The sequence below is a fragment of the Nocardiopsis lambiniae genome, assembly GCF_031845465.1.
Lineage (GTDB): Bacteria > Actinomycetota > Actinomycetes > Streptosporangiales > Streptosporangiaceae > Nocardiopsis > Nocardiopsis lambiniae.
The window spans coordinates 144,363-164,239 of sequence record NZ_JAVREP010000003.1; the positions used below are offsets into that span (position 1 = coordinate 144,363).

Genomic DNA, 19,877 nt, shown 5'->3' on the forward strand with positions numbered 1-19,877 from the left:
GATGAGAACGCTCCCCCTCGCCGACGAACTCGCGACGGCCGACCTCCTGGACCAGCACGGCGCCCTGGAGGTGTGCCGTGCCCCGTTCCGCCGGTACGGCGGCAGACCCGCCTTCCACGGACCGCTGGCCACCGTCCGCTGCCGCGGCGACAACGGACTGGTCAAACGCCTGGTCTCCGAACCCGGACACGGCCGTGTCCTGTTCGTCGACGGCGGGGGAGCCCTCGACGTCGCCCTGGTAGGGGACAACGTCGCCGAGGCGGCCTCGGCCCACGACTGGGCGGGCATCGTGGTCCACGGCGCCGTCCGGGACTCCCGGCGGCTGGCCGGGATCGACCTGGGCGTCATCGCCCTGGGCACGGACCCGCGCCGCCCCTCCCACCGCGGGGAGGGGGAGACCGACGTTCCGATCCGCTGCGGCGGTACGGTACTGCGGCCCGGCGCCCTCCTGTTCGCCGACGAGGACGGCGTCCTCGTCGCCCCTCTCGGTTTCTCCCCACCGTCCACCGCTCGCCCGTAACGACACCCCTGGGGGTACTCGTGTCCACCGCCACCACTCCCCAGGCCTCCGGCCTGGGGAGGAACTTCTCCCGCTTCTGGACCGGGAGCCTGCTGAGCAACCTCGCAGACGGCATCATGCTCACGGCGCTGCCCATGGCCGCCGCCGTGCTGACGAACGATCCCATCCTGGTGTCGGGCCTCATGGTGGCCCGCTTCCTTCCCTGGCTCCTGCTCGGGCTCTTCGCCGGGGTGTTCGTGGACCGCCTCGACCGGGGCCGCATCATGGTCGTGGCGAACCTGGTCCGCGGCGGCGCCATCGCCGCCCTGGCCGGACTCATCGCCACGGGCAACGCCTCGATCTGGGTCCTGTACGCCGTGATGTTCGCGGTGATGACGTGCGAGGTCTTCTACGACCTCTCCGGCAGGGCCATGCTGCCCTCGCTGGTCCCGGCCACCGGCCTGGAGAAGGCCAACGGCCGGCTGGTGGGCGGCAAGACCGTCACGGAGGACTTCGCCGGAGCGCCCCTGGCGGGCCTGCTCTTCGTCGTCGCCGCGGCACTGCCCCTGGCGGTGAACGCGGGCGCCTACGTCCTGGGTGCCCTGGTCCTGCTCGGGCTGCCGCTGGCGGTCCGCCGCCCCCCCGTCGCCGAGGGGGAGGCACCGGGCGCCGGCGGGGCGGGCTCCGTCCTGACCGAGATGCGGGCCGGGCTCCGGTTCGTCTTCCGGGACGGCGTGCTGCGCCCCACCGTGCTCTTCGGCGTCGTCGTCAACATGGCGTTCATGGCCCAGGCCGGCATTCTGGTGCTCTTGGTCCAGGAGTACCTGGAGGTGCCCCAGGCCCTCTACGGTGTCTTCCTGGCCTCCTCCGCGGTCGGTGCGCTGGTGGGATCCGTCCTGGTCGCGCGGGTCACCGCCGCGCTGGGCCGCTTCCGTACCGAGCTGGTCTCCTTCGGACTGATGGGGGTCTGCTGCCTGGTCTTCGGCCTGGTGCCGAACGCCTACGTCGCCGCCGCGGCCTGGATGCTCCTGGGGGCCTCCATGACGGTCTCCAACGTCGTCATGCTCGGTGCCGCCCAGCTCATCGTCCCCGCCACGCACCTGGGTCGGGTCATGTCGGTCATGCAGGTCCTCGGGTTCGGTCTCGCCCCGGTGGGCGCCCTCCTGGGCGGTCTCCTGGGCCGGGTGGAGCTGAGCCACGTGCCGGTCGCCTCGGGCATCGTGATCCTGGTGGCCCTCGCCCTCAACGTCCGGGCCCTGTCCCGCCTCACCGCCAAGGCCGACGCCGCCGCCGCCGCCGCTGAGGCTGCTGCCGCTGCTGCCGCTGCTGCGGACGGGTCCGAACGGCCCTGAAAAAAATCTCGGACGGGATGTCGATCCGGCGCGGGCTCGTTCGACGAACAGGTGAGAGGCGGGGAGACCCCCGCACGTCACGGAAGGCGAATCCCATGCGCTACATGATGTCGATCATGTCCGACCCGCGGGCCGAGGCGGACACCGAGATGGGTCCGGAGATCTTCGAGGCGATGGCCGCCTACAACGAGGAGCTGGTCAAGGCCGGGGTGCTGCTCGCCGGGGACGGCCTGGCGCCCTCCACCGAGGCCCTCCGGGTGACCTTCTCCGACGGCCGGGCGCGGGTGACCGACGGTCCCTTCGCCGAGGCCAAGGAGTTCATCGCCGGGTACTGGATCATCCAGGTGTCCTCGCCCGAGGAGGCCGTGGAGTGGGCCAAGCGCTGCCCCCACCCGCCGGCGGGCGACCCCACCGAGATGCACCTGATCCTGCGCCGCATCATGGACACCGACGACTTCGGCGACGAGATGTCCGAGGAGCTCAAGGAGCGCGAGCGCGAACTGCGCGAGCACAACGCCCACGAGGCACACGGGGGCTGACCCGGAAGCGGCTTGCGGTGACGTGGCTCACGGTGCTCTCATGGGTCCGTGAGTCACGTCGACACCGATACCCGGCGCGCCGTGGAGGCGGTCTGGCGCATCGAGTCGGCCCGCCTCGTCGCCGCGCTCACCCGCATGGTCGGTGACGTCGGCCTCGCCGAGGAGTTCGCCCAGGACGCGCTGGTCAGCGCTCTGGAGAAGTGGCCGCGGGAGGGTCTGCCCGACCGGCCCGGCGCCTGGCTGACCACCGTCGCCAAACGCCGCGTCGTCGACCGCTGGCGGCGCGACGAGCGCTTCCAGGACCGCATGGTCGAGCTGGGCCGCGAAATCGTCGAGAACGACGGGCGGGACGGGTTCGACGCCGTCCTGGAGGAGGACTACGGCGACGACCTGCTGCGGCTCATGTTCGTGTGCTGCCATCCGGTGCTGTCCACGCGGGCCCGGGTCGCCCTGACCCTGCGGATGCTGGGCGGGCTGACCACCGACGAGATCGCCCGCGCGTTCCTGGTGCCCGAGCCGACCGTCGCCCAGCGCATCACCCGCGCCAAGCGCACCCTGGTCGAGAGGAAGGTGCCGTTCGAGGTGCCCGTCGGGGAGGACCGCGACGCTCGGGTGGCCTCCGTGCTGGAGGTCGTCTACCTCGTCTTCAACGAGGGGTACGCGGCCACCTCGGGCGACAGCCTCATCCGCCCCGAGTTGTGCGAGGAGGCCATGCGGCTGGGCCGGGTGCTCGCCGGGCTGCTGCCCGAGGAGCGCGAGGTGCACGGACTGCTCGCGCTCATGGAGCTGCACGCCTCCCGGTTCCGAGCCAGGGTCGCCCCGGACGGGTCCCCGGTGCCGCTCGCCGAGCAGGACCGCTCTCGCTGGGACCGGATGCTCATCACCCGCGGCATGAGGGCGCTGCTGCGGTCACTGCCGCCCGACCCCGCGCAGCCGCGCGGCCCCTACGCCCTCCAGGCGGCGATCGCCGCCGAGCACGCTCGGGCCCTGGACCCCGAGGACACCGACTGGACCGTCATCGCCGCCCTCTACCTGGCGCTGGTCCGGGTGACCGGGTCCCCGGTGGTGGAGCTCAACCGGGCGGTGGCGGTGTCGATGGCCGCCGGACCGGCCGCCGCCCTGGAGATCGTCGACTCCCTCAACGGGTCCCTGGACGGTTACCACCTGCTCCCCTCCGTCCGCGGTGACCTGCTGGAACGCCTGGACCGCGCCGAGGAGGCCGGGGCCGAGTTCCGCCGTGCCGCCTCCCTCACCCGCAACGAACGCGAACGCTCCCTGCTGCTGGCCCGCGCCGACCGCGCCGACCGCGCCGACCGGCCGCCGACCGTCTCGCCCGGAACCGTCATCACCACGGAGGGCGCGCGGGAACCGGAGGACGAGGACTGACGGCGGTCGGCCTCCGGGAGTCGGGGCGTGCCCGCCACGACGCACCTCCTCGGGGGCGGACCCGTCGACCAGGTACGGGGCCGACGCCATGCCTTCCCCACCGCCCGCCGGTCCCGTCCCTCCCGGCCGTCGCCGGATGTCGCTTCCGCCCATGGCGTTCAACCCTGGCGCTCACCGCCCGGAACGGTCCAGACTGCCGGACATGAGACTTCTGGTATTGGGCGGCACGGAGTTCGTCGGGCGGGCCGTCGTCGAGGACGCGCTGGAGCGGGGGTGGGACGTCACCGTGTTCCACCGGGGGACGCGGACCGCGCCGCCGGGGGCGGCCGTGCTCCACGGGGACCGGCTGGCCGAAGGCGGTCTCGCCGAACTGGAGAAGGGCGAGTGGGACGCCGCCGTCGACACGTGGTCGGCCGCGCCCCGCGTGGTCAACGAGTCGGCCCTACTGCTGGCCGACCGGGTCGGCCGCTACTCCTACGTCTCCAGTTGCTCCGTCTACGCCTACCCCTCCGACCCCGGATCCGACGAGACCTGGCCGACCGTTCGGGCCGACCCCGAGTCCGACGGGACCGACTACCCGGCGGACAAACGCGGCGGCGAGCTGGCCGTCGAGGCCGTCTTCGGGGACCGCTCCCTGTCCGCGCGGGCCGGGCTCGTCCTCGGCCCCCACGAGAACATCGGCCGACTGCCCTGGTGGCTGAACCGTATCGCCCGGGGCGGCCCCTTCCCCGCCCCCGGGCCCGCCGACCTGTCGATCCAGTACGTGGACGCCCGCGACCTGGCCGCGTGGACCCTGGACGCCACGGCGGCGAGGGTGTCCGGTCCGCACAACCTGGTGAGCCCGGCCGGACACGCGACCATGGGCGACCTGCTCGCGGCCTGCGTCGAGGTCACCGGCTCCGACGCCGAACCCGTGTGGCTCACCCCCGAGCGGATCGCCGAGGCCGGGGTGGAGCCCTGGTCGCAGCTTCCGGTGTGGACGCCCCCGGGCGAACTGCACGCCGCCCTGCACGACAACGACGTCTCCCGGGCACTGGCCACCGGGCTGCGCTGTCGGCCGGTCGCCGAGACCGTCGCGGACACCTGGGAGTGGCTGGTCTCGATCGGCGGCATCGCCCCGCAGCGGCCCGACCGCCCCCGGGTGGGCCTGCCCGACGGGGCGGAGGAGCGCCTGCTCGCCGGTCTCACCCGCGACTGACGACTGAGGCTCCCAACGAGGGCGAGGAGGGACCGCGGCGGTAGGACCACCACTGAAGTCAGGTGGACGCACCCCTGGGACACGACGAAGGTACGGTGCCGAATCCTCCCGTGGGATGACAGGGGGACCCCGCCGTCGACGGGAGGATTTTCGACGGCCCACACGGCGCACCTCCCACGCGGATCCCGGACGTCCCCGTGCGAGGTGTGCCCGCGGCCCGCCACGGAACGTGGCGTCCTCGTGCCGTGCCCTGCTCCGTGCGGTCCTCACACCCACTCACCAGAGGGACGGTTCACAGTTGAGAAAGCGGCATTCCGCCTGGGCGATCGGCATCGTCGCGGCACTCCTGATCTCCGACACGGCGGTCGTCGCGGCGGAGGAGCGGGAACCCTCCCCCGACCGGATCCTGGAACGGATCGACGGGGTCGCCGACACGGTCGCCCTGGCCGACGCCCTCGCCCTGGCCGAGGCGTTCCCCGGATCTGCCCCGGCGGGCCCGCCCGGGACGGCGACCGTCGCCGCCGACCCCGAGGCCGCGGTCAGCATCCCCCTGGACGGCGCGGACGCCCCGATGCGCGTCGACCTGCCCCGGCCCGAGGGGGCGGAGGGTTTCGTCGGTGACTCCGGGAGCGTCCTGTTCACCGGCGGCTCCGACGACTTCGCCTCGGCGGCCAGGGCGGAGGACCTGGGCGGCGCACGCCTGCTGGTGTACATCGCCTCCGCCGACGCACCCGACGAGTACGCCTTCGACATCGACCTGCCCGAAGGCGCCGAACTCGTCGAACTGGAGGACGGCGGCGCGGCCGTGCGGACCGGGGACGGGCACCTCGCCGGGACGTTCGCCCCGCCGTGGGCGGTGGACGCCCACGGGACGCCGGTGCCCACCTCCTACCGGGTCGATCGGGGCCGGCTGGTCCAGCGGGTCACGGTCGGTGCCACCACCGCCTTCCCGGTGGTCGCCGACCCGTTCTGGATCCCGGTGCTGGCCGTGGGCGCCCGTTTCACGGCGCACGCGCTCACCCAGATGGCCAAGCGCAAGGTCAGCCAGAAGCTCGTGCAACAGGTCGTCCAGAACGGTCGGAAGACGGCCGGGAAGAAGGGCACGAGCGTGTTCACCCAGGGCAGCGGCAAGAACCGCGTCCGCGTGATCGTCGACAACAAGTCCGGCAACATCATCACCGTCACCAAGGGCTGAACCGGGTTTCGGAGCCCACCCGTACGGAAGAGGGGGAGCGCATGAAGATCAGCTATGACGCGGAGGTGGACGCGGCCTACATCACCGTCGTCGACCACATCGGCGACGGGGAGGCCGAGACCCAGCGGCACTCGATCCCCACCCCGGACCCCGAAGGCGAGATCGTCCTCGACTTCGACGCGCGCGGCTTCCTGCTCGGCGTGGAGGTGCTGGGGGCGAGCCGGGTCCTGCGCCCGGAACTGCTCGCCACCGCTGAGGCGGAGTAGGGCACACGGCGAGGGGCCGCCCGCCGGGCGGCCCCTCGTGTCGCATGCTCCCCGGCTATGACGCCGGGGCGTCGGCCTTGCGCGGCGCGACGGTCAGGCCGCTCGCGGCCTCGCCGACGTCCACCACCACCGTGTCCCCCTCGGCCAGCGCCCCCGACAGCAGCTCGCGGGCGAGCGGGTCGCCGATCGAGGACTGCACCAGGCGGCGCAGCGGCCGGGCGCCGTAGTTGGGGTCGTAGCCGGTCATGGCCAGCCACTCCCGTGCCCCCGGCGTCACCTCCAGCTCCAGCCGCCGGTCCGCCAGTCGGCGGGCCAGCTTCTCCACCTGGAGGTCCACGATCCTCGTCAGGTCCTCGATGGACAGCGCGTCGAACATGATGACGTCGTCGAGCCGGTTGAGGAACTCGGGCTTGAACGTCGTCCGCACCACGTCCATGACCCGCTGTCCACGGGTCGCCTCGTCCAGGGTCTGGTCCACCAGGAACTGCGAGCCGAGGTTGGAGGTGAGGATGAGGATCGTGTTGCGGAAGTCCACCACCCGCCCCTGCCCGTCGGTCAGACGACCGTCGTCCAGGACCTGGAGCAGGGTGTCGAACACCTCCAGGTGGGCCTTCTCCACCTCGTCCAGCAACACCACCGTGTACGGGCGGCGGCGCACCGCCTCGGTGAGCTGACCGCCCTCCTCGTACCCCACGTACCCGGGGGGCGCGCCGACCAGCCGGGACACCGTGTGCTTCTCGGAGTACTCGCTCATGTCGATGCGCACGATCGCCCGCTCGTCGTCGAACAGGAACTCCGCCAGCGCCTTGGCCAGCTCGGTCTTGCCGACACCGGTCGGACCGAGGAACAGGAAGGAACCGGTCGGCCGGTCGGGGTCGGAGATGCCGGCCCGGGCCCGCCGCACCGCGTCCGCCACCGCCGTCACCGCGGCCCGCTGGCCGATCAGGCGCCTGCCCAGCTCGTCCTCCATGCGCAGCAGCTTGGAGGTCTCGCCCTCCATCAGCCGGCCCACGGGGATGCCGGTCCAGGACGACACGACCTCGGCGACCTCGTCGGCGCCGACCTCGTCCTTGACCATGGTGGCGCCCTTGTCGGTGGCCTCCTCCGCCTGGGACGCCTCCTCCAGCTGCTTCTCCAGCTGGGGGATGTCCCCGTACATCAGCCGGGACGCCGTGGCGAAGTCGCCCTCGCGCTCGGCCAGCTCCGCCCGGGTGCGCAGCTCGTCCAGCTGCCCCTTGAGGTCACCGACCCGGTTGAGGCCGGCCTTCTCCTGCTCCCACCGGGCGACCAGGCCGTCGAGCCGCTCCCGGTGGTCGGCGAGTTCGGAGCGCAGCCGCTCCAGGCGCTGCCGACTGGCCGCGTCCGACTCCTTCTCCAGCGCCATCTCCTCCATCTTGAGGCGATCGACGGTGCGTCGCAGCTCGTCGATCACCACCGGACTGGAGTCGATCTCCATGCGCAGCCGGGACGCGGCCTCGTCGATGAGGTCGATGGCCTTGTCCGGCAGGAACCGCGCGGTGATGTACCGGTCGGACAGGGTCGCGGCGGCCACCAGCGCCGAGTCGGAGATCTGCACCTTGTGGTGCGCCTCGTAACGGCCCTTGAGGCCGCGCAGGATGGCGATGGTGTCGGTGGCCGACGGCTCGCCCACGAACACCTGCTGGAAGCGCCGCTCCAGCGCGGGGTCCTTCTCGATCCGCTCCCGGTACTCGTCCAGCGTGGTCGCGCCGACCATGCGCAGCTCACCGCGGGCCAGCATCGGTTTGAGCATGTTGCCGGCGTCCATGGCGCCCTCGCCGGCGCCCGCGCCGACCATGGTGTGCAGCTCGTCGATGAACGTGATGACCTGGCCGTCGGAGTCCTTGATCTCCTGGAGGACCGCCTTGAGCCGTTCCTCGAACTCGCCCCGGTACTTGGCGCCCGCCACCATCGCCGACAGGTCCAGGCTGATCAGCCGCTTGCCGAGCAGGGACTGGGGCACGTCGCCCGCGACGATGCGCTGGGCCAGGCCCTCCACCACCGCGGTCTTGCCGACACCGGGCTCGCCGATGAGCACCGGGTTGTTCTTGGTGCGCCGGCTGAGCACCTGGATGACCCGCCGGATCTCGCCGTCCCGGCCGATCACCGGGTCGACCTTGCCCTCGCGGGCCCGCTCGGTGAGGTCGACGCCGTACTTCTCCAGCGCCTGGTAGGTCTCCTCGGGGTTCTCCGTGGTGATCCGACCCTTGCCGCGCACCCGCTCGAAGGCCTCCAACAGGGCCTCGGGGGTGGCGCCGACCTCCCGCAGGAGTCGGGCCGCCTCACCGCCGTCGGTGGCCAGGCCCACCAGCAGGTGCTCGGTGGAGACGTACTCGTCCTCCATGCGCTCGGCCCGCTGGGCCGCGGTGTTGATGGAGACGATGAGCTGCCGTGAGGAACTCGGTGACGCGGTCGTGGACCCCGACACCTTGGGCAGCGCGTCGATGGCCGCGTCCACCTTGTCCTTGAGCAGGTGGGGGTCCGCGCCCACCTCCTTGAGGAGGGGACGGGTGATGCCGTCGGCCTGCTCCAGCAGCGCGGCCAGCAGGTGCACCGGTTCGGTCTGGGGGTTGCCGTCCGTGGTGGCCCTGCGGATGGCCACCGACAGGGCCCCTTGGCTCTTCTGGGTGAGCTTGTAGTTCATGTCCGGTGACTCCTTTCACAAGTAGTGTCACGAAGAGTGATGTCGCTCGGTCGAACGTGCCCCCGTGCCGCTGTGCGGAGCCCCGTCAGAACCGCTCAGGCCTCATCGTCACCGGTGCGTTCCCGCTCGGGGCCCTCCTGCGCGGAGTCGCCCCGGGGACCGTCACCGGTGGGTTCGGCGGTGTTGAAGATCGTCACGCGGGTGCGCCGGACCAGCTCGCCGGGCACTCCGGGACCGCCCTCGGGGCGGGGTGGACGCGCCCGCCGGGCCACCGCCCGACGAGCCGCCTCCAGTTCGTTGGCGAGGTGGAAGACATGCTCGCGCAGCTGTTCCACCTCGTGCTCCAGCTCCAGGATCCGCTTGATCCCGGCCAGGTTGATGCCCTCCTCCTGCGACAGCCGCTGCACCACGCGCAACGTCTGCACGTCGCGCATGGAGTAGCGCCGGCCGCGTCCGGAGGTCCGACCGGGGGAGACGATCCCCAACCGGTCGTACTGCCGCAGCGTCTGCGGGTGCATCCCCGCCAACTCCGCGGCCACCGAGATCACGTAGACCGGCGCGTCGACACCGAAGGAGTCGTTCATCGGTCCTATGCCCCCTTCGCCCGCGCTTCGAGATCGTCGCGCGGGTCGTAGTCGGAGGTCGCGGCGCGGAACTTCTCCAAGGCCTCGCGGGCGTCACCGTTGAGGTTCTTGGGGACGGTGACCTCCAGGGTGACGATCATGTCCCCCGTCGTGCCGTCCTTGCGGGTCGCGCCCTTGCCGCGCACCCGCAGCTTGTGCCCGTTCTGCGTCCCCGGCGGTACCTTCACCGTCACCGGGAAGCCGCTCATCGTCGGGATGCGCACGTCGGCGCCGAGCGCCGCCTCCGGGAAACTGACCGGAACGGTGATGGTGATGTTGTCGCCGCTCCTGCCGAACACCGCGTGCTCCTTCACGTGAACGACGACGTACAGGTCGCCCGCCGGGCCGCCGTTCTCCCCGGGCGCCCCCTTGCCCTTGATCCTGATGCGCTGCCCGTCGGCGACCCCGGCCGGGATGCGCGTCTGGATGGTGCGGGTGCTCTTGCCCCGGCCGCTGCCGTGGCAGGTGACGCAGGGGTCGTCGACGACCAGCCCGCGCCCCTTGCACTCGCTGCACGGTTCGGACAGGGAGAAGCCGCCCAGGTTGGTGTTCTCGTGTCCGGTGCCCGTGCACTTGGGACACATGCGCGGGGCGGTGCCCGCCTTGGCGCCGGTCCCCTTACAGGTGGGACACGGTGCGTCGCTGGCCAGCTGGAAGGAGCGCGTCACGCCCTCCGCGGCCTCGCGAAAGCTCAGATCGGTCTCGGTCTCCACGTCGGTGCCGCGCCGGCTGCGGGTCGTGGTCCCGCCGCGCCCCCGGCCGCCGAACAGTCCGCCGAACAGGTCGCTGAGGCGTTCGCCGCCACCCCCCGAACCGGCCGTGCCCTGGCCGAAGAGGTCGCTCATGTCGAACCCGCCCGGGCCGGTCCCGCCGGGGCGGTAGGAACCGCCGAACAGGGAGCGCGCGTCGTCGTACTCCTTGCGGCGCTTGTCGTCCGACAGGACGTTGTACGCCTCGGAGATCTCCTTGAAGCGCTCTTCCGCCTGGGGGTCGCCGGTGTTGGCGTCAGGGTGGTTCGCGCGTGCCAGCTTGCGGTAGGACGTCTTGACCTCGTCCTTGGAGGCGGTCTTTGAGACTCCGAGGACCTTGTAGTAGTCCTTCTCCAGGTAGTCCTTGGTGCTCATCGACTGGGTGCCTTCTCCCGCTGCTCAGGTCGCGTCCGATGTTGCCAGGTGGCCCCGGGCCCGGCGGGCCCGGGGCCGGGCTCCCGGCCGCACCCGTCGGATGCGGCCGGAGCCCTACGGGTGTCCCCGCTACTCGCCGTTCTCACCGTTCCCGGTCGGAGCGGTCTCGTCCGCCCCGGTCGAGGACTTCTCCCCGGCCTCGGCGGCCTCGCCGCCGTCGATCGGGTCACCGACGACCACGCGGGCCGGGCGCAGGATCCTCTCCCCGAACCGGTACCCCGGCTGGAAGACCTCCATCACCGTCTGGGCGGCGATGTTCGGGACCGGGATCAGGGTCAGCGCCTCGTGGACGTTCGGGTCGAACTCGTCGCCCTGCTCCGCGAACCGCTCCAGGCCCAGCTTGGTGACCGTGGCCTCCAGCGCCTCGCCCACCGCCTTGAAACCGCCGCTGAGCTCGTCGTGATCACGGGCCCGGCCGATGTCGTCCAGGATCGGCAGGAGTTCACCGAGGACCTGGGCGGTGGAGACCTCGCGGACGACCGCCCGGTCCCGCTCGACGCGCTTGCGGTAGTTGGAGTACTCCGCCTGCACCCGCTTGATGTCGTTGGTGAGTTCCACGACACGCTCGTCGGCGTTGATCGCCTCGGACACCACCTGCTCGGGGGTGTCCGGGATCTCGACGCCCTCGATGTCCTCGACGGCCTCGGTCCCCTCGGCCTCCTCCGCGGTGTCCTCGGCGGTCTCCTCCGCCTTGGACTCGCGCACCTCCCCGGTCTCCGGGTCGATGCGACGGTTGTCGCGGATCACCGGGCCCTGGCGCTCCTCGCCGTCACCGGTGGTGCCGTTCGTGTTGTCAGACAGCGCCATGTGCGACGTGCCCTCCTTCCTCTCGGCCCGGACCGGGTCAGGACCGGTCGCCCTTGTCCTTGTCCTCGTCGACGATCTCGGCGTCCACGACATCGGCGTCGTCGGCGGAGTCCGAGGCAGCGGACTCACCGGCGGCCGTGCCGTCGGCACCGCCCTGCTGGTTCTGGCTGTAGATCGCCGAACCGATCTTCTGGCTGGCCAGCGCGACCTTCTCGCTCGCCGAGCGGATGGCGTCGACGTCCGAGCCCTCCAGGGCGGTCTTCAGCTCGCCCAGCGCGGCCTCGGTCTCCGAGCGCACGTCCGCCGGGATCTTGTCCTCGTTGTCCTTGATGACCTTCTCGGTCTGGAACACGAGGGACTCGGCGTTGTTGCGGACCTCGGCGCTCTCGCGACGCTTGCGGTCCTCCTCGGCGTACTGCTCGGCGTCGCGGACCATCTTGTCGATGTCGTCCTTGGACATGGCCGAACCACCGGAGATGGTGACCGACTGCTCCTTGCCGGTGCCCAGGTCCTTGGCGGTGACGTTGACGATGCCGTTGGCGTCGATGTCGAAGGCCACCTCGATCTGCGGGACGCCGCGCGGCGCCGGGGGCAGACCGGTCAGGTCGAAGACGCCCAGCTTCTTGTTGTCGCGGGCCATCTCGCGCTCGCCCTGGTAGACCTGGATCTGCACGGACGGCTGGTTGTCGTCGGCCGTGGTGAAGATCTCGGAGCGCTTGGTCGGGATGGTCGTGTTGCGCTCGATGAGCTTGGTGAACACGCCGCCCTTGGTCTCGATGCCCAGCGACAGCGGGGTCACGTCGAGCAGCAGGACGTCCTTGACCTCGCCCTTGAGCACGCCGGCCTGGAGCGCGGCGCCGATGGCGACGACCTCGTCCGGGTTGACGCCCTTGTTGGGCTCCTTGCCGCCGGTCAGCTCCTTGACGAGCTCGACGATGGCCGGCATACGGGTGGAGCCGCCGACGAGGACGACGTGGTCGATCTCGCTCAGGCTGATCCCGGCGTCCTTGATGACCTGCTGGAACGGGATCTTGGTCCGCTCGACCAGGTCGGCGGTCAGCCGCTGGAACTCGGCGCGGGTGAGCTTCTCGTCCAGGTGCAGCGGGCCCTCCGCCGAAGCGGTGATGTAGGGCAGGTTGATCTGCGTCTCGCTGGAGCTGGACAGCTCGATCTTGGCCTTCTCCGCGGCCTCGCGCAGACGCTGGAGCGCCATCTTGTCCTTGGACAGGTCGACGCCGTTGGAGTTCTTGAACTTCTCGACCAGCCAGTCGACGATCGCCTGGTCCCAGTCGTCGCCGCCGAGGTGGTTGTCGCCGTTGGTGGCCTTGACCTCCACGACGCCGTCACCGACCTCCAGCAGGGAGACGTCGAAGGTGCCGCCACCGAGGTCGTAGACGAGGATCGTCGCCTCGTCCTCCTTCTCCAGGTGGTAGGCGAGCGCGGCCGAGGTGGGCTCGTTGATGATGCGCAGGACGTTGAGGCCCGCGATCGTGCCGGCCTCCTTGGTGGCCTGGCGCTGGGAGTCGCTGAAGTACGCGGGGACGGTGATGACCGCGTCGGCCACGTCCTCGCCGAGGTAGGACTCGGCGTCGCGCTTGAGCTTCTGGAGGATGAAGGCGCTGATCTGCTGAGGGTTGAAGGTCTTGTCGTCGATCTTCACCGACCAGTCGGTGCCGATGTGGCGCTTGACCGAGCGGATGGTCCGGTCGACGTTGGTGACCGCCTGGCGCTTGGCCACCTCGCCGACGAGCACCTCGCCGTTCTTGGCGAAGGCGACGACGGACGGGGTGGTGCGGGAACCCTCGGCGTTGGTGATGACCGTGGGCTCGCCACCCTCCAGGACCGCGACACAGGAGTTCGTCGTACCGAGGTCGATTCCGACCGCACGAGCCATGGTTGCTTCCTCCGTCAAAGTTGAGTCGTTCAGGCGTAAGTTTGCTTCGTCCGGCGAAGAATGTCAAGTCAGTTGAGTCGACCGGACTCAAGTTACTTTCTACGACCTGACAACGACCGACCAGGCGAGGTTGTTCCCGGTGTGGGGTGGTTTCACGAGGAAGATGACGGAAGCCCGGGTGAACCCGGGGGCATCCTTGACCGCGACTCAGGGTCCACCCCGACCTCCGACCGGGGTGGTGCGCGCGCCCTGCCGGACGCCGGTCCGCTGCGACGGGTGCCGACCCCGCCGGTGGTGGTGCGCGCCCGCGCCCACGCCGAGGCCCCCTGCGGCGGGCCCTCCCGCCGTCGCCCGGGGATCCCCGGGCGCGCGTGCGCACCGCCCCGCGCGAGGCGTCCCGCGCCTTCTCCGGGGTCTGGGTCCCGCCCCTCCCGCCGCGTGCCCGTCGGCTCTGGACGACGGGCACGCCCTGATGTCCGATATGTCGCGTAGCGTGCTTTATGCGCGACCGGTGGAATGACCGATGCCGAGTGGCGCGGGCGGGCGATGGAATGGCCGGGGTCGGAGGGCGCTCGCGGGGTGCGCCGGGACCGGAGCGCGTGTCACGAGGGAATTGGTACGGACCCGCGTGGTTCTGTTGCGACGGGAGTCACTAGCGTTGCCCCTGCGTGGTCACGGTTCCCCGCAGAGCCGATGGCCGCCTTGCGATTACCCGCTAGTAACATAAGACTCGACCGCCGGTGTGTGGCGCACCGGCCGACGCAGCAGGATGGGAGGCCACGGGCGATGTTGTACCTGACACTGGGAGTCATCACCTCGGTCCTCGCCGTGGTCGCCTTCACCATGTTCGGTCTGGCCATCCGCCAGATCGTGCGGACCGTGGGTGTGGGCCGACCGGTGGAGGCCGATCGCAAGGGGCCGTTCGGACAACGGCTCACGATGGCGATCATCGAGATCATCGGCCACGGCAGGATGCTCAAGCGACCCTGGGTGGGTGTGGCCCACTGGTTCGTGATGGTCTCGTTCCCCCTGCTGGTCTTCACCGTGATCGAGGCGCAGGGCGAGGTCTTCGACCCGCACTTCCACCTGCCGATCATCTACGACTGGACCGTGTACGGCCTGGCGATCGAGTTCATCGCCGGCACCAGCCTCGTCGGCATCCTCGGCCTGACCGCCTATCGGATCATCAACAGTCCGAAGCGGATCGGCCGCGAGTCCCGCTTCATGCACTCCAAGCACTGGACCGCGTACTACGTCGAGGCGTACATCATCGGTCTGCTCCTGGCGATCTTCGCGATCCGCGGATTCAAGGTCGCCTCCGAGACCTTCCCCTTCCCGGTCTGGGCCACCCCGATCTCGCACGCCCTCGGCGCGGTCCTGCCCGGTGACGCGGCCGTGGCCGACCCGGCCATCGCCCTGATCGCCGCCTTCAAGCTGATCATCAGCTACGCGTTCTTCATGGTGCTGGCCCGCAACCTCACCATGGGCGTCGGCTGGCACCGCTTCATCGCGCCGGTCAACATCTATCTCAAGCGCAACGCCGACGGGATCCCGTCCCTCGGCGCGGCCAAGCAGATGATGAACAAGGACGTGACCGCGCCCCTCGACTTCGAGGAGGCCGACCCCGACGAGGACCCGTTCGGCGCCGGCAAGATCGAGGACTTCACCTGGAAGGGTCTCCTCGACTTCACCAGCTGCACCGAGTGCGGTCGCTGCCAGTCCCAGTGCCCCGCCTGGAACACGGGCAAGCCCCTCTCCCCGAAGAAGGTCATCCTCGACCTTCAGCGGCACGCCTACGAGAAGGCCCCGTACCTGCTCCAGGGCATCAACGCCGAGACCCTCGCGGAGAAGCCCGACGAGAGCCACGCCGGTGTCGACGTCCTCGCCCTCCTGGAGAGGCCGCTGGTCGGCACCGAGGAGGAGGGTGGCGTCATCCACCCCGACGAGCTGTGGTCCTGCACCAACTGCGGCGCCTGCGTCGAGCAGTGCCCGGTGGACATCGAGCACATCGACCACATCCTCGACATGCGCCGCTACCAGGTCATGGTCGAGTCCAACTTCCCGTCCGAGGCCAACACCCTCCTGAAGAACCTGGAGAACAAGGCCAATCCGTGGGGCATGTCCGAGGACAAGCGCATGGACTGGATCGAGGAGCTGGCCTCCCAGGAGAACCCGGTCGAGGTGCGGGTCGTCGACGACAAGCTCGACGCGGACACCGAGTACCTGTTCTGGGTCGGTTGCGCCGGCGCCCTGGAGGACCGCGCCAAGAAGACCACCAAGGCCATCGCCGAACTCCTGGACATCGCGGGCGTCAAGTTCGCCGTCCTGGGCGGCATGGAGGCGTGCACCGGTGACCCGGCCCGCCGCCTGGGCATGGAGTACGTCTTCCAGATGCTGGCCCAGCAGAACGTCGAGACCCTCAACGAGGCCGGCGTCACCAAGATCGTGGCCAGCTGCCCGCACTGCTTCAACACCCTCGCCAACGAGTACCCGCAGCTCGGCGGTACCTACGAGGTCGTCCACCACAGCCAGCTGCTGGCCAAGCTGGTGGACGAGGGCAGGCTGACCCCCGTCGAGTCCATCGACGAGAACATCACCTACCACGACCCCTGCTTCCTGGGCCGCCACAACAAGGTGTACACGCCTCCGCGCGACATCATGGCGAAGGTGCCCGGCGTCAAGACGCAGGAGATGCACCGCCACAAGGAACGGGGCTTCTGCTGTGGCGCCGGTGGCGCCCGCATGTGGATGGAGGAGCGGATCGGCAAGCGCATCAACACCGAGCGGGTGGACGAGGCGCTGACCACCAACCCCGACACCGTGTCCACCGCGTGCCCGTTCTGCCAGGTCATGCTCGGCGACGCGATCAACGAGAAGAAGTCGCAGGGCGAGGCGAAGGAGACCCTGGAGGTCGTCGACGTCTCCCAGCTGCTGCTGCGCTCCATCAAGGGCGACAAGCCGCAGAAGGCGGAGCCCGCCGACGCCTAGTCCCCCCTCCACGAGGGGGAACCCTGCCCCGAGGGGCCGGTCACCGTACGGTGACCGGCCCCTCGGCCTTCTCCGACCGGAGCAGGAGCAGGGCCAGCACCGCGATCCAGGCGAATCCGACCAGCAGGGCCGTCCGCTGGTACAACCCGCCGACGAAGAGCAGCTCCGGGTTCTGCCGGAAGCCGGCGTCCGCCCACAGGAAACAGGCGAAGAACACGATCGCGGTGAGCACCGAGTACCCCGCCACGACCGGCCGGCGGTCGCCCAGGGCGCGCAGCGCGAAGAGCACGCAGGCCAACGGGAGCCCGAAGAAGAACAGCGTCGACGCCGTGTCGTGCAGGATGCCCGACACGGTGTGGACCGCTCCCTCCGGGCTCCCCACGGGGTACCCGCCCACGGGGTCGGCGCGGAACAGTCCGGAGCCGATCAGCCCGATCCCGGACAGGCCCAGCAACCACGGGGTGGGTCCGGCCCGGCCGGTCCGGTTCAGCTCCCGCCACGCGCCGACCGCGAACGCCGTCAGCAGCGCCCCGGTGATCAGGAAGTTCGCCACCTGGACCCCGCCCGCGCCGGTGAGCACCAGCGAGTCGACCGGATGACGCATGGCGGAGTAGCCCGGACGCAGGGCGCCCGCGAGGGTGGCCACCGCCAGGAAGAGGGGGCCGGCGGCGACCCCGCACCACAGGAGCGCGCGGTTGGGTGACATGGACATCCTTCGTCGTCGTAGGTGGTGACAACGATAGATTCCGCGCGGAGGGACCGGAAAGGTCGCCGGTGGCCGGGTCCGGTCGGACGCACCGCTCCCGCGAGTGGGGACGTCGGCGCCCGGACCGCGGTGGAGCCCCGTCACATCACATAACGGTCGGTTTACGGGACCTCGGACGACGGGCCCGTATATCCGCGGTCGGGGAAAGGCCGAAAACCGTGGGGCCGACATGTCGGAGCCGGCCCTTTGGGTGGATGGAAGCGGGTTTCCGGGTGTTCCTCCCACGTGTTTTCACCAGGGAAATCGACCTTTGGACGTTGCTTCCCGAGAAAAGATCATCCGGGATGACACTTCCATTGGATGAAACTTCTCCGGGAATGGCGTTCGCTCCCCGCGGTCTCCGCTTTTCGTGTAGAACTCTTACCAGCACCCCCTGAGGACGCCGAGCGTCTCCTCGGGGTGCTGCCGCCCGCACGCGGTGAGGAAGGGGCGTGTGCGGGCGGCACCCCGCGCATATGACATCCGTCATCGTCGGCACCGGTGGATTCCCACATCGAAGCGGTGACAACGGCGTCTGTGGCCGGAGCTCCGATTCCGCGAATCTGGAGCCATGACGACGACGCACACCGAACTCCCCAGCGACCGTCCCACCGTCGACGAGCCGGCGGTGGTGGTCCGCGACCTGCGCCGGAACTACGGCGACTTCGAGGCGGTCAAGGGCATCTCCTTCGACATCCGCCCCGGCGAACTGTTCGCCCTCCTCGGTACCAACGGGGCCGGCAAGACCACCACCATCGAGACCCTCGAAGGTTTCTGGCGGCCCACCTCCGGAACGGTGCGGGTGTTCGGGGTCGACCCCTACGGCCAGCCCCCCGCCCTGCGAGGCCGCACCGGCGCGGTCCTCCAGGGCAACGGCCTCATGGAGGACCTCACCGTCCGGGAGTCCATCACCCTCACCCACGACCTGACCGCGGAGCCGCGCGACGTCGACGAGATCCTGGACCTGGTGGACCTGGGGGACAAGGCCGGGATCGCCATCCGCCAGCTCTCCGGCGGCCAGAAGCGCCGGCTCATCCTCGCCCAGAGCCTCATCGCCCGGCCCGAGGTCCTCTACCTCGACGAGCCCACCACCGGGATGGACCCCGAGGCCAGGCACACCACCTGGCGCATCATCTCCGAACTGAAGAGCCGCGGCGTCGCCGTCCTGCTCACCACGCACTACCTGGAGGAGGCCGAGCGTCTCGCCGACCGGCTCGCCATCATGCACCGCGGCGAGATCCGGGTCGAGGGGACCCTGGCGGGAGTGCTCTCCACCTGGGGCGACCGCATCGGGTTCCTGATGCCCGAGGAGATCGGCACCGACGACCTGCCCGCGTTCCCCGACAGCACCGTCGGTGTGCGGACCCGCGACGGCCGGCTGTGGGCCACCTACACGGTCACCGGGGCGGACGTCGCCGAACGGGGGCACCGCGTGGTCGCCGCCCTCGTCGCCTGGGCCGCCGAGCGCGACGTGGTCCTGCGCCACCTCCAGGTGCGCGGCGCCTCCCTGGAGGACGTCTTCCTCCAGGTCGCCGGCGCCACCGACCTGGCCGCGGGCTGACCCTCCCACCGCCATCCGACCCTCTCTTCCCCTTGGAGCACCCCATGAGCACCGCGACCACCGAGCCCGCCACCCGGGCCGCCGCCCGACCCGTCATGAGCCCGCTGCGCCAGACCCTGCGCCTGACCCGCACCGAGTTCACCCTCTTCATGCGGTACAAGACCGCCTTGATGTTCCTCGGCCTGGCGGTGTTCATGTTCCTCGTGCCACTGAACATGCCGGGCGACCCCGTCCTCGGTGACATCACCACCGCCGACCTCGCCCTGATCGCCGCGATGGGCAGCGTCGGCCTGATCATCGGCATCGGTCACCCCTCGAACGTCTTCACCGCCCGCCGCGAGTCCCTGGTGCTCAAGCAGATGCGGGTGAGCGGCGTACCGCAGAGCGCGCTCTTCGGGTCCATCACCCTGATGGTGGTCCTGATGTCCCTGGGCATCTCCGTCCTGGGCGTCGCCATGCTGGCCGTCGTCTCCGGCGCGCTGCCGAAGGACCCCGTCATGCTGCTGCTGTCGGTCCTGCTCAGCGCCGTCTCCATGAGCTTCCTGGGCCTGCTCATCACCCCGCTGGCGCGCACCGCGGAATCCGCCCAGATGACCGCGATGGTCCCGATGATGTTCCTGCTGTTCACCGGCGGCAACCTCATCCCGACCGGCATGTTCCCCGACCGGGTCGTCAACATGCTCGGCTACCTGCCCACCGCCGCCGCCGGGCGCCTCGCCCAGGCCTCCTACACCGGCTACGACGTCTTCTCCGGATACGAGTCCGCCACCCCCGCCGGGATCCCGGAGCTGTGGGTCGCCGCCCTTCCCACCATCGGTATCCTGCTCGCCTGGAGCGCCCTGTTCCTCGTGCTGACGGTCCGCTACTTCCGCTGGGACCCCCGTCAGCCCTGACCGGACGGGCGGCGCCCCGACCCACCGCCGCAGAACCCGCCCGCCCCGCCCGGGGCGGGCGTTCCCCGATCAGGGAGACCCGACC

At 70.5% G+C, this 19,877-nt stretch carries 16 protein-coding genes; 10 read left to right on the forward strand and 6 right to left on the reverse strand.

All coding sequences use genetic code 11. The features are described 5' to 3' along the window. Position 1: 1 nt before the first annotated feature. From rraA to RM479_RS06690, 7 genes are all read left to right on the forward strand, one after another. Positions 2 to 520, forward strand: coding sequence for a ribonuclease E activity regulator RraA (rraA, locus tag RM479_RS06660; RefSeq protein ID WP_311510832.1), 519 nt, complete (start codon positions 2 to 4; stop codon positions 518 to 520). Positions 521 to 540: 20 nt separating this feature from the next. Then, positions 541 to 1,851, forward strand: a complete 1,311-nt coding sequence (locus RM479_RS06665) for an MFS transporter (RefSeq protein ID WP_311510833.1) — start codon at positions 541 to 543, stop codon at positions 1,849 to 1,851. Between the two features lie 95 nt (positions 1,852 to 1,946). Continuing rightward, entirely contained in the window at positions 1,947 to 2,390 is a 444-nt protein-coding gene (locus RM479_RS06670; protein WP_311510834.1) for a YciI family protein, read from the forward strand. A 48-nt stretch (positions 2,391 to 2,438) separates the two neighbouring features. Continuing rightward, the gene (locus RM479_RS06675) at positions 2,439 to 3,776 is read left to right on the forward strand and encodes an RNA polymerase sigma factor (RefSeq protein ID WP_311510835.1); all 1,338 of its coding nucleotides are present in this window, start codon (positions 2,439 to 2,441) and stop codon (positions 3,774 to 3,776) included. Between the two features lie 202 nt (positions 3,777 to 3,978). Further along, positions 3,979 to 4,974 (forward strand): NAD-dependent epimerase/dehydratase family protein, encoded by a 996-nt coding sequence (locus tag RM479_RS06680; protein ID WP_311510836.1) that lies wholly within the window; start codon positions 3,979 to 3,981, stop codon positions 4,972 to 4,974. 298 nt (positions 4,975 to 5,272) lie between these two features. After that, positions 5,273 to 6,169 (forward strand): DUF4258 domain-containing protein, encoded by an 897-nt coding sequence (locus tag RM479_RS06685; RefSeq protein WP_311510837.1) that lies wholly within the window; start codon positions 5,273 to 5,275, stop codon positions 6,167 to 6,169. A 41-nt stretch (positions 6,170 to 6,210) separates the two neighbouring features. Next, on the forward strand, positions 6,211 to 6,435 hold the full coding sequence (locus tag RM479_RS06690) for a DUF2283 domain-containing protein (protein WP_311510838.1): 225 nt from the start codon (positions 6,211 to 6,213) through the stop codon (positions 6,433 to 6,435). Positions 6,436 to 6,490: 55 nt separating this feature from the next. Here the strand turns inward: RM479_RS06690 and clpB are convergent, their stop codons facing one another. From clpB to dnaK, 5 genes are all read right to left on the reverse strand, one after another. Continuing rightward, complete coding sequence (gene clpB / locus RM479_RS06695) at positions 6,491 to 9,097, reverse strand: ATP-dependent chaperone ClpB (RefSeq protein ID WP_311510839.1); 2,607 nt, start codon at positions 9,095 to 9,097, stop codon at positions 6,491 to 6,493. A gap of 95 nt (positions 9,098 to 9,192) precedes the next feature. Next, positions 9,193 to 9,681 (reverse strand): heat shock protein transcriptional repressor HspR, encoded by a 489-nt coding sequence (locus RM479_RS06700; RefSeq protein ID WP_274810750.1) that lies wholly within the window; start codon positions 9,679 to 9,681, stop codon positions 9,193 to 9,195. Positions 9,682 to 9,686: 5 nt separating this feature from the next. Next, positions 9,687 to 10,844: a molecular chaperone DnaJ gene (gene dnaJ / locus RM479_RS06705; protein ID WP_311510840.1), complete on the reverse strand. Its 1,158-nt coding sequence runs from the start codon at positions 10,842 to 10,844 to the stop codon at positions 9,687 to 9,689. A gap of 129 nt (positions 10,845 to 10,973) precedes the next feature. Then, entirely contained in the window at positions 10,974 to 11,711 is a 738-nt protein-coding gene (gene grpE / locus RM479_RS06710; RefSeq protein ID WP_311510841.1) for a nucleotide exchange factor GrpE, read from the reverse strand. A gap of 37 nt (positions 11,712 to 11,748) precedes the next feature. After that, positions 11,749 to 13,605, reverse strand: a complete 1,857-nt coding sequence (dnaK, locus tag RM479_RS06715) for a molecular chaperone DnaK (protein ID WP_311510842.1) — start codon at positions 13,603 to 13,605, stop codon at positions 11,749 to 11,751. Positions 13,606 to 14,391: 786 nt separating this feature from the next. Here dnaK and RM479_RS06720 point away from each other — a divergent pair. Next, positions 14,392 to 16,593: a (Fe-S)-binding protein gene (locus RM479_RS06720; protein WP_311510843.1), complete on the forward strand. Its 2,202-nt coding sequence runs from the start codon at positions 14,392 to 14,394 to the stop codon at positions 16,591 to 16,593. Positions 16,594 to 16,633: 40 nt separating this feature from the next. On the opposite strand, the gene RM479_RS06725 is transcribed toward RM479_RS06720, so the two are convergent. After that, entirely contained in the window at positions 16,634 to 17,299 is a 666-nt protein-coding gene (locus RM479_RS06725; protein ID WP_311510844.1) for a DUF998 domain-containing protein, read from the reverse strand. Positions 17,300 to 17,909: 610 nt separating this feature from the next. On the opposite strand from RM479_RS06725, the gene RM479_RS06730 reads away from it, so the two are divergent. Both RM479_RS06730 and RM479_RS06735 read left to right on the forward strand, forming a co-directional pair. Beyond that, positions 17,910 to 18,899 carry an ABC transporter ATP-binding protein gene (locus RM479_RS06730; RefSeq protein WP_311510845.1) on the forward strand — a complete coding sequence of 330 codons (990 nt, stop codon included), beginning with the start codon at positions 17,910 to 17,912 and terminating at the stop codon, positions 18,897 to 18,899. A 44-nt stretch (positions 18,900 to 18,943) separates the two neighbouring features. Beyond that, a complete protein-coding gene (locus RM479_RS06735) occupies positions 18,944 to 19,792 on the forward strand; it encodes an ABC transporter permease (protein WP_311510846.1) in 849 nt (282 codons plus the stop codon). The last annotated feature ends 85 nt before the right edge of the window (positions 19,793 to 19,877 follow it).

Coding starts and splice junctions, on each gene's coding strand:
- grpE (WP_311510841.1), bottom strand. CDS start 11,711: ATGGCGCTGTCTGACAACACGAACGGCACCACCGGTGACGGCGAGGAG.
- rraA (WP_311510832.1), top strand. CDS start 2: ATGAGAACGCTCCCCCTCGCCGACGAACTCGCGACGGCCGACCTCCTG.
- RM479_RS06720 (WP_311510843.1), top strand. CDS start 14,392: ATGTTGTACCTGACACTGGGAGTCATCACCTCGGTCCTCGCCGTGGTC.
- RM479_RS06730 (WP_311510845.1), top strand. CDS start 17,910: ATGACGACGACGCACACCGAACTCCCCAGCGACCGTCCCACCGTCGAC.
- dnaK (WP_311510842.1), bottom strand. CDS start 13,605: ATGGCTCGTGCGGTCGGAATCGACCTCGGTACGACGAACTCCTGTGTC.
- RM479_RS06735 (WP_311510846.1), top strand. CDS start 18,944: ATGAGCACCGCGACCACCGAGCCCGCCACCCGGGCCGCCGCCCGACCC.
- clpB (WP_311510839.1), bottom strand. CDS start 9,097: ATGAACTACAAGCTCACCCAGAAGAGCCAAGGGGCCCTGTCGGTGGCC.
- RM479_RS06725 (WP_311510844.1), bottom strand. CDS start 17,299: ATGTCACCCAACCGCGCGCTCCTGTGGTGCGGGGTCGCCGCCGGCCCC.
- dnaJ (WP_311510840.1), bottom strand. CDS start 10,844: ATGAGCACCAAGGACTACCTGGAGAAGGACTACTACAAGGTCCTCGGA.
- RM479_RS06680 (WP_311510836.1), top strand. CDS start 3,979: ATGAGACTTCTGGTATTGGGCGGCACGGAGTTCGTCGGGCGGGCCGTC.
- RM479_RS06690 (WP_311510838.1), top strand. CDS start 6,211: ATGAAGATCAGCTATGACGCGGAGGTGGACGCGGCCTACATCACCGTC.
- RM479_RS06670 (WP_311510834.1), top strand. CDS start 1,947: ATGCGCTACATGATGTCGATCATGTCCGACCCGCGGGCCGAGGCGGAC.
- RM479_RS06700 (WP_274810750.1), bottom strand. CDS start 9,681: ATGAACGACTCCTTCGGTGTCGACGCGCCGGTCTACGTGATCTCGGTG.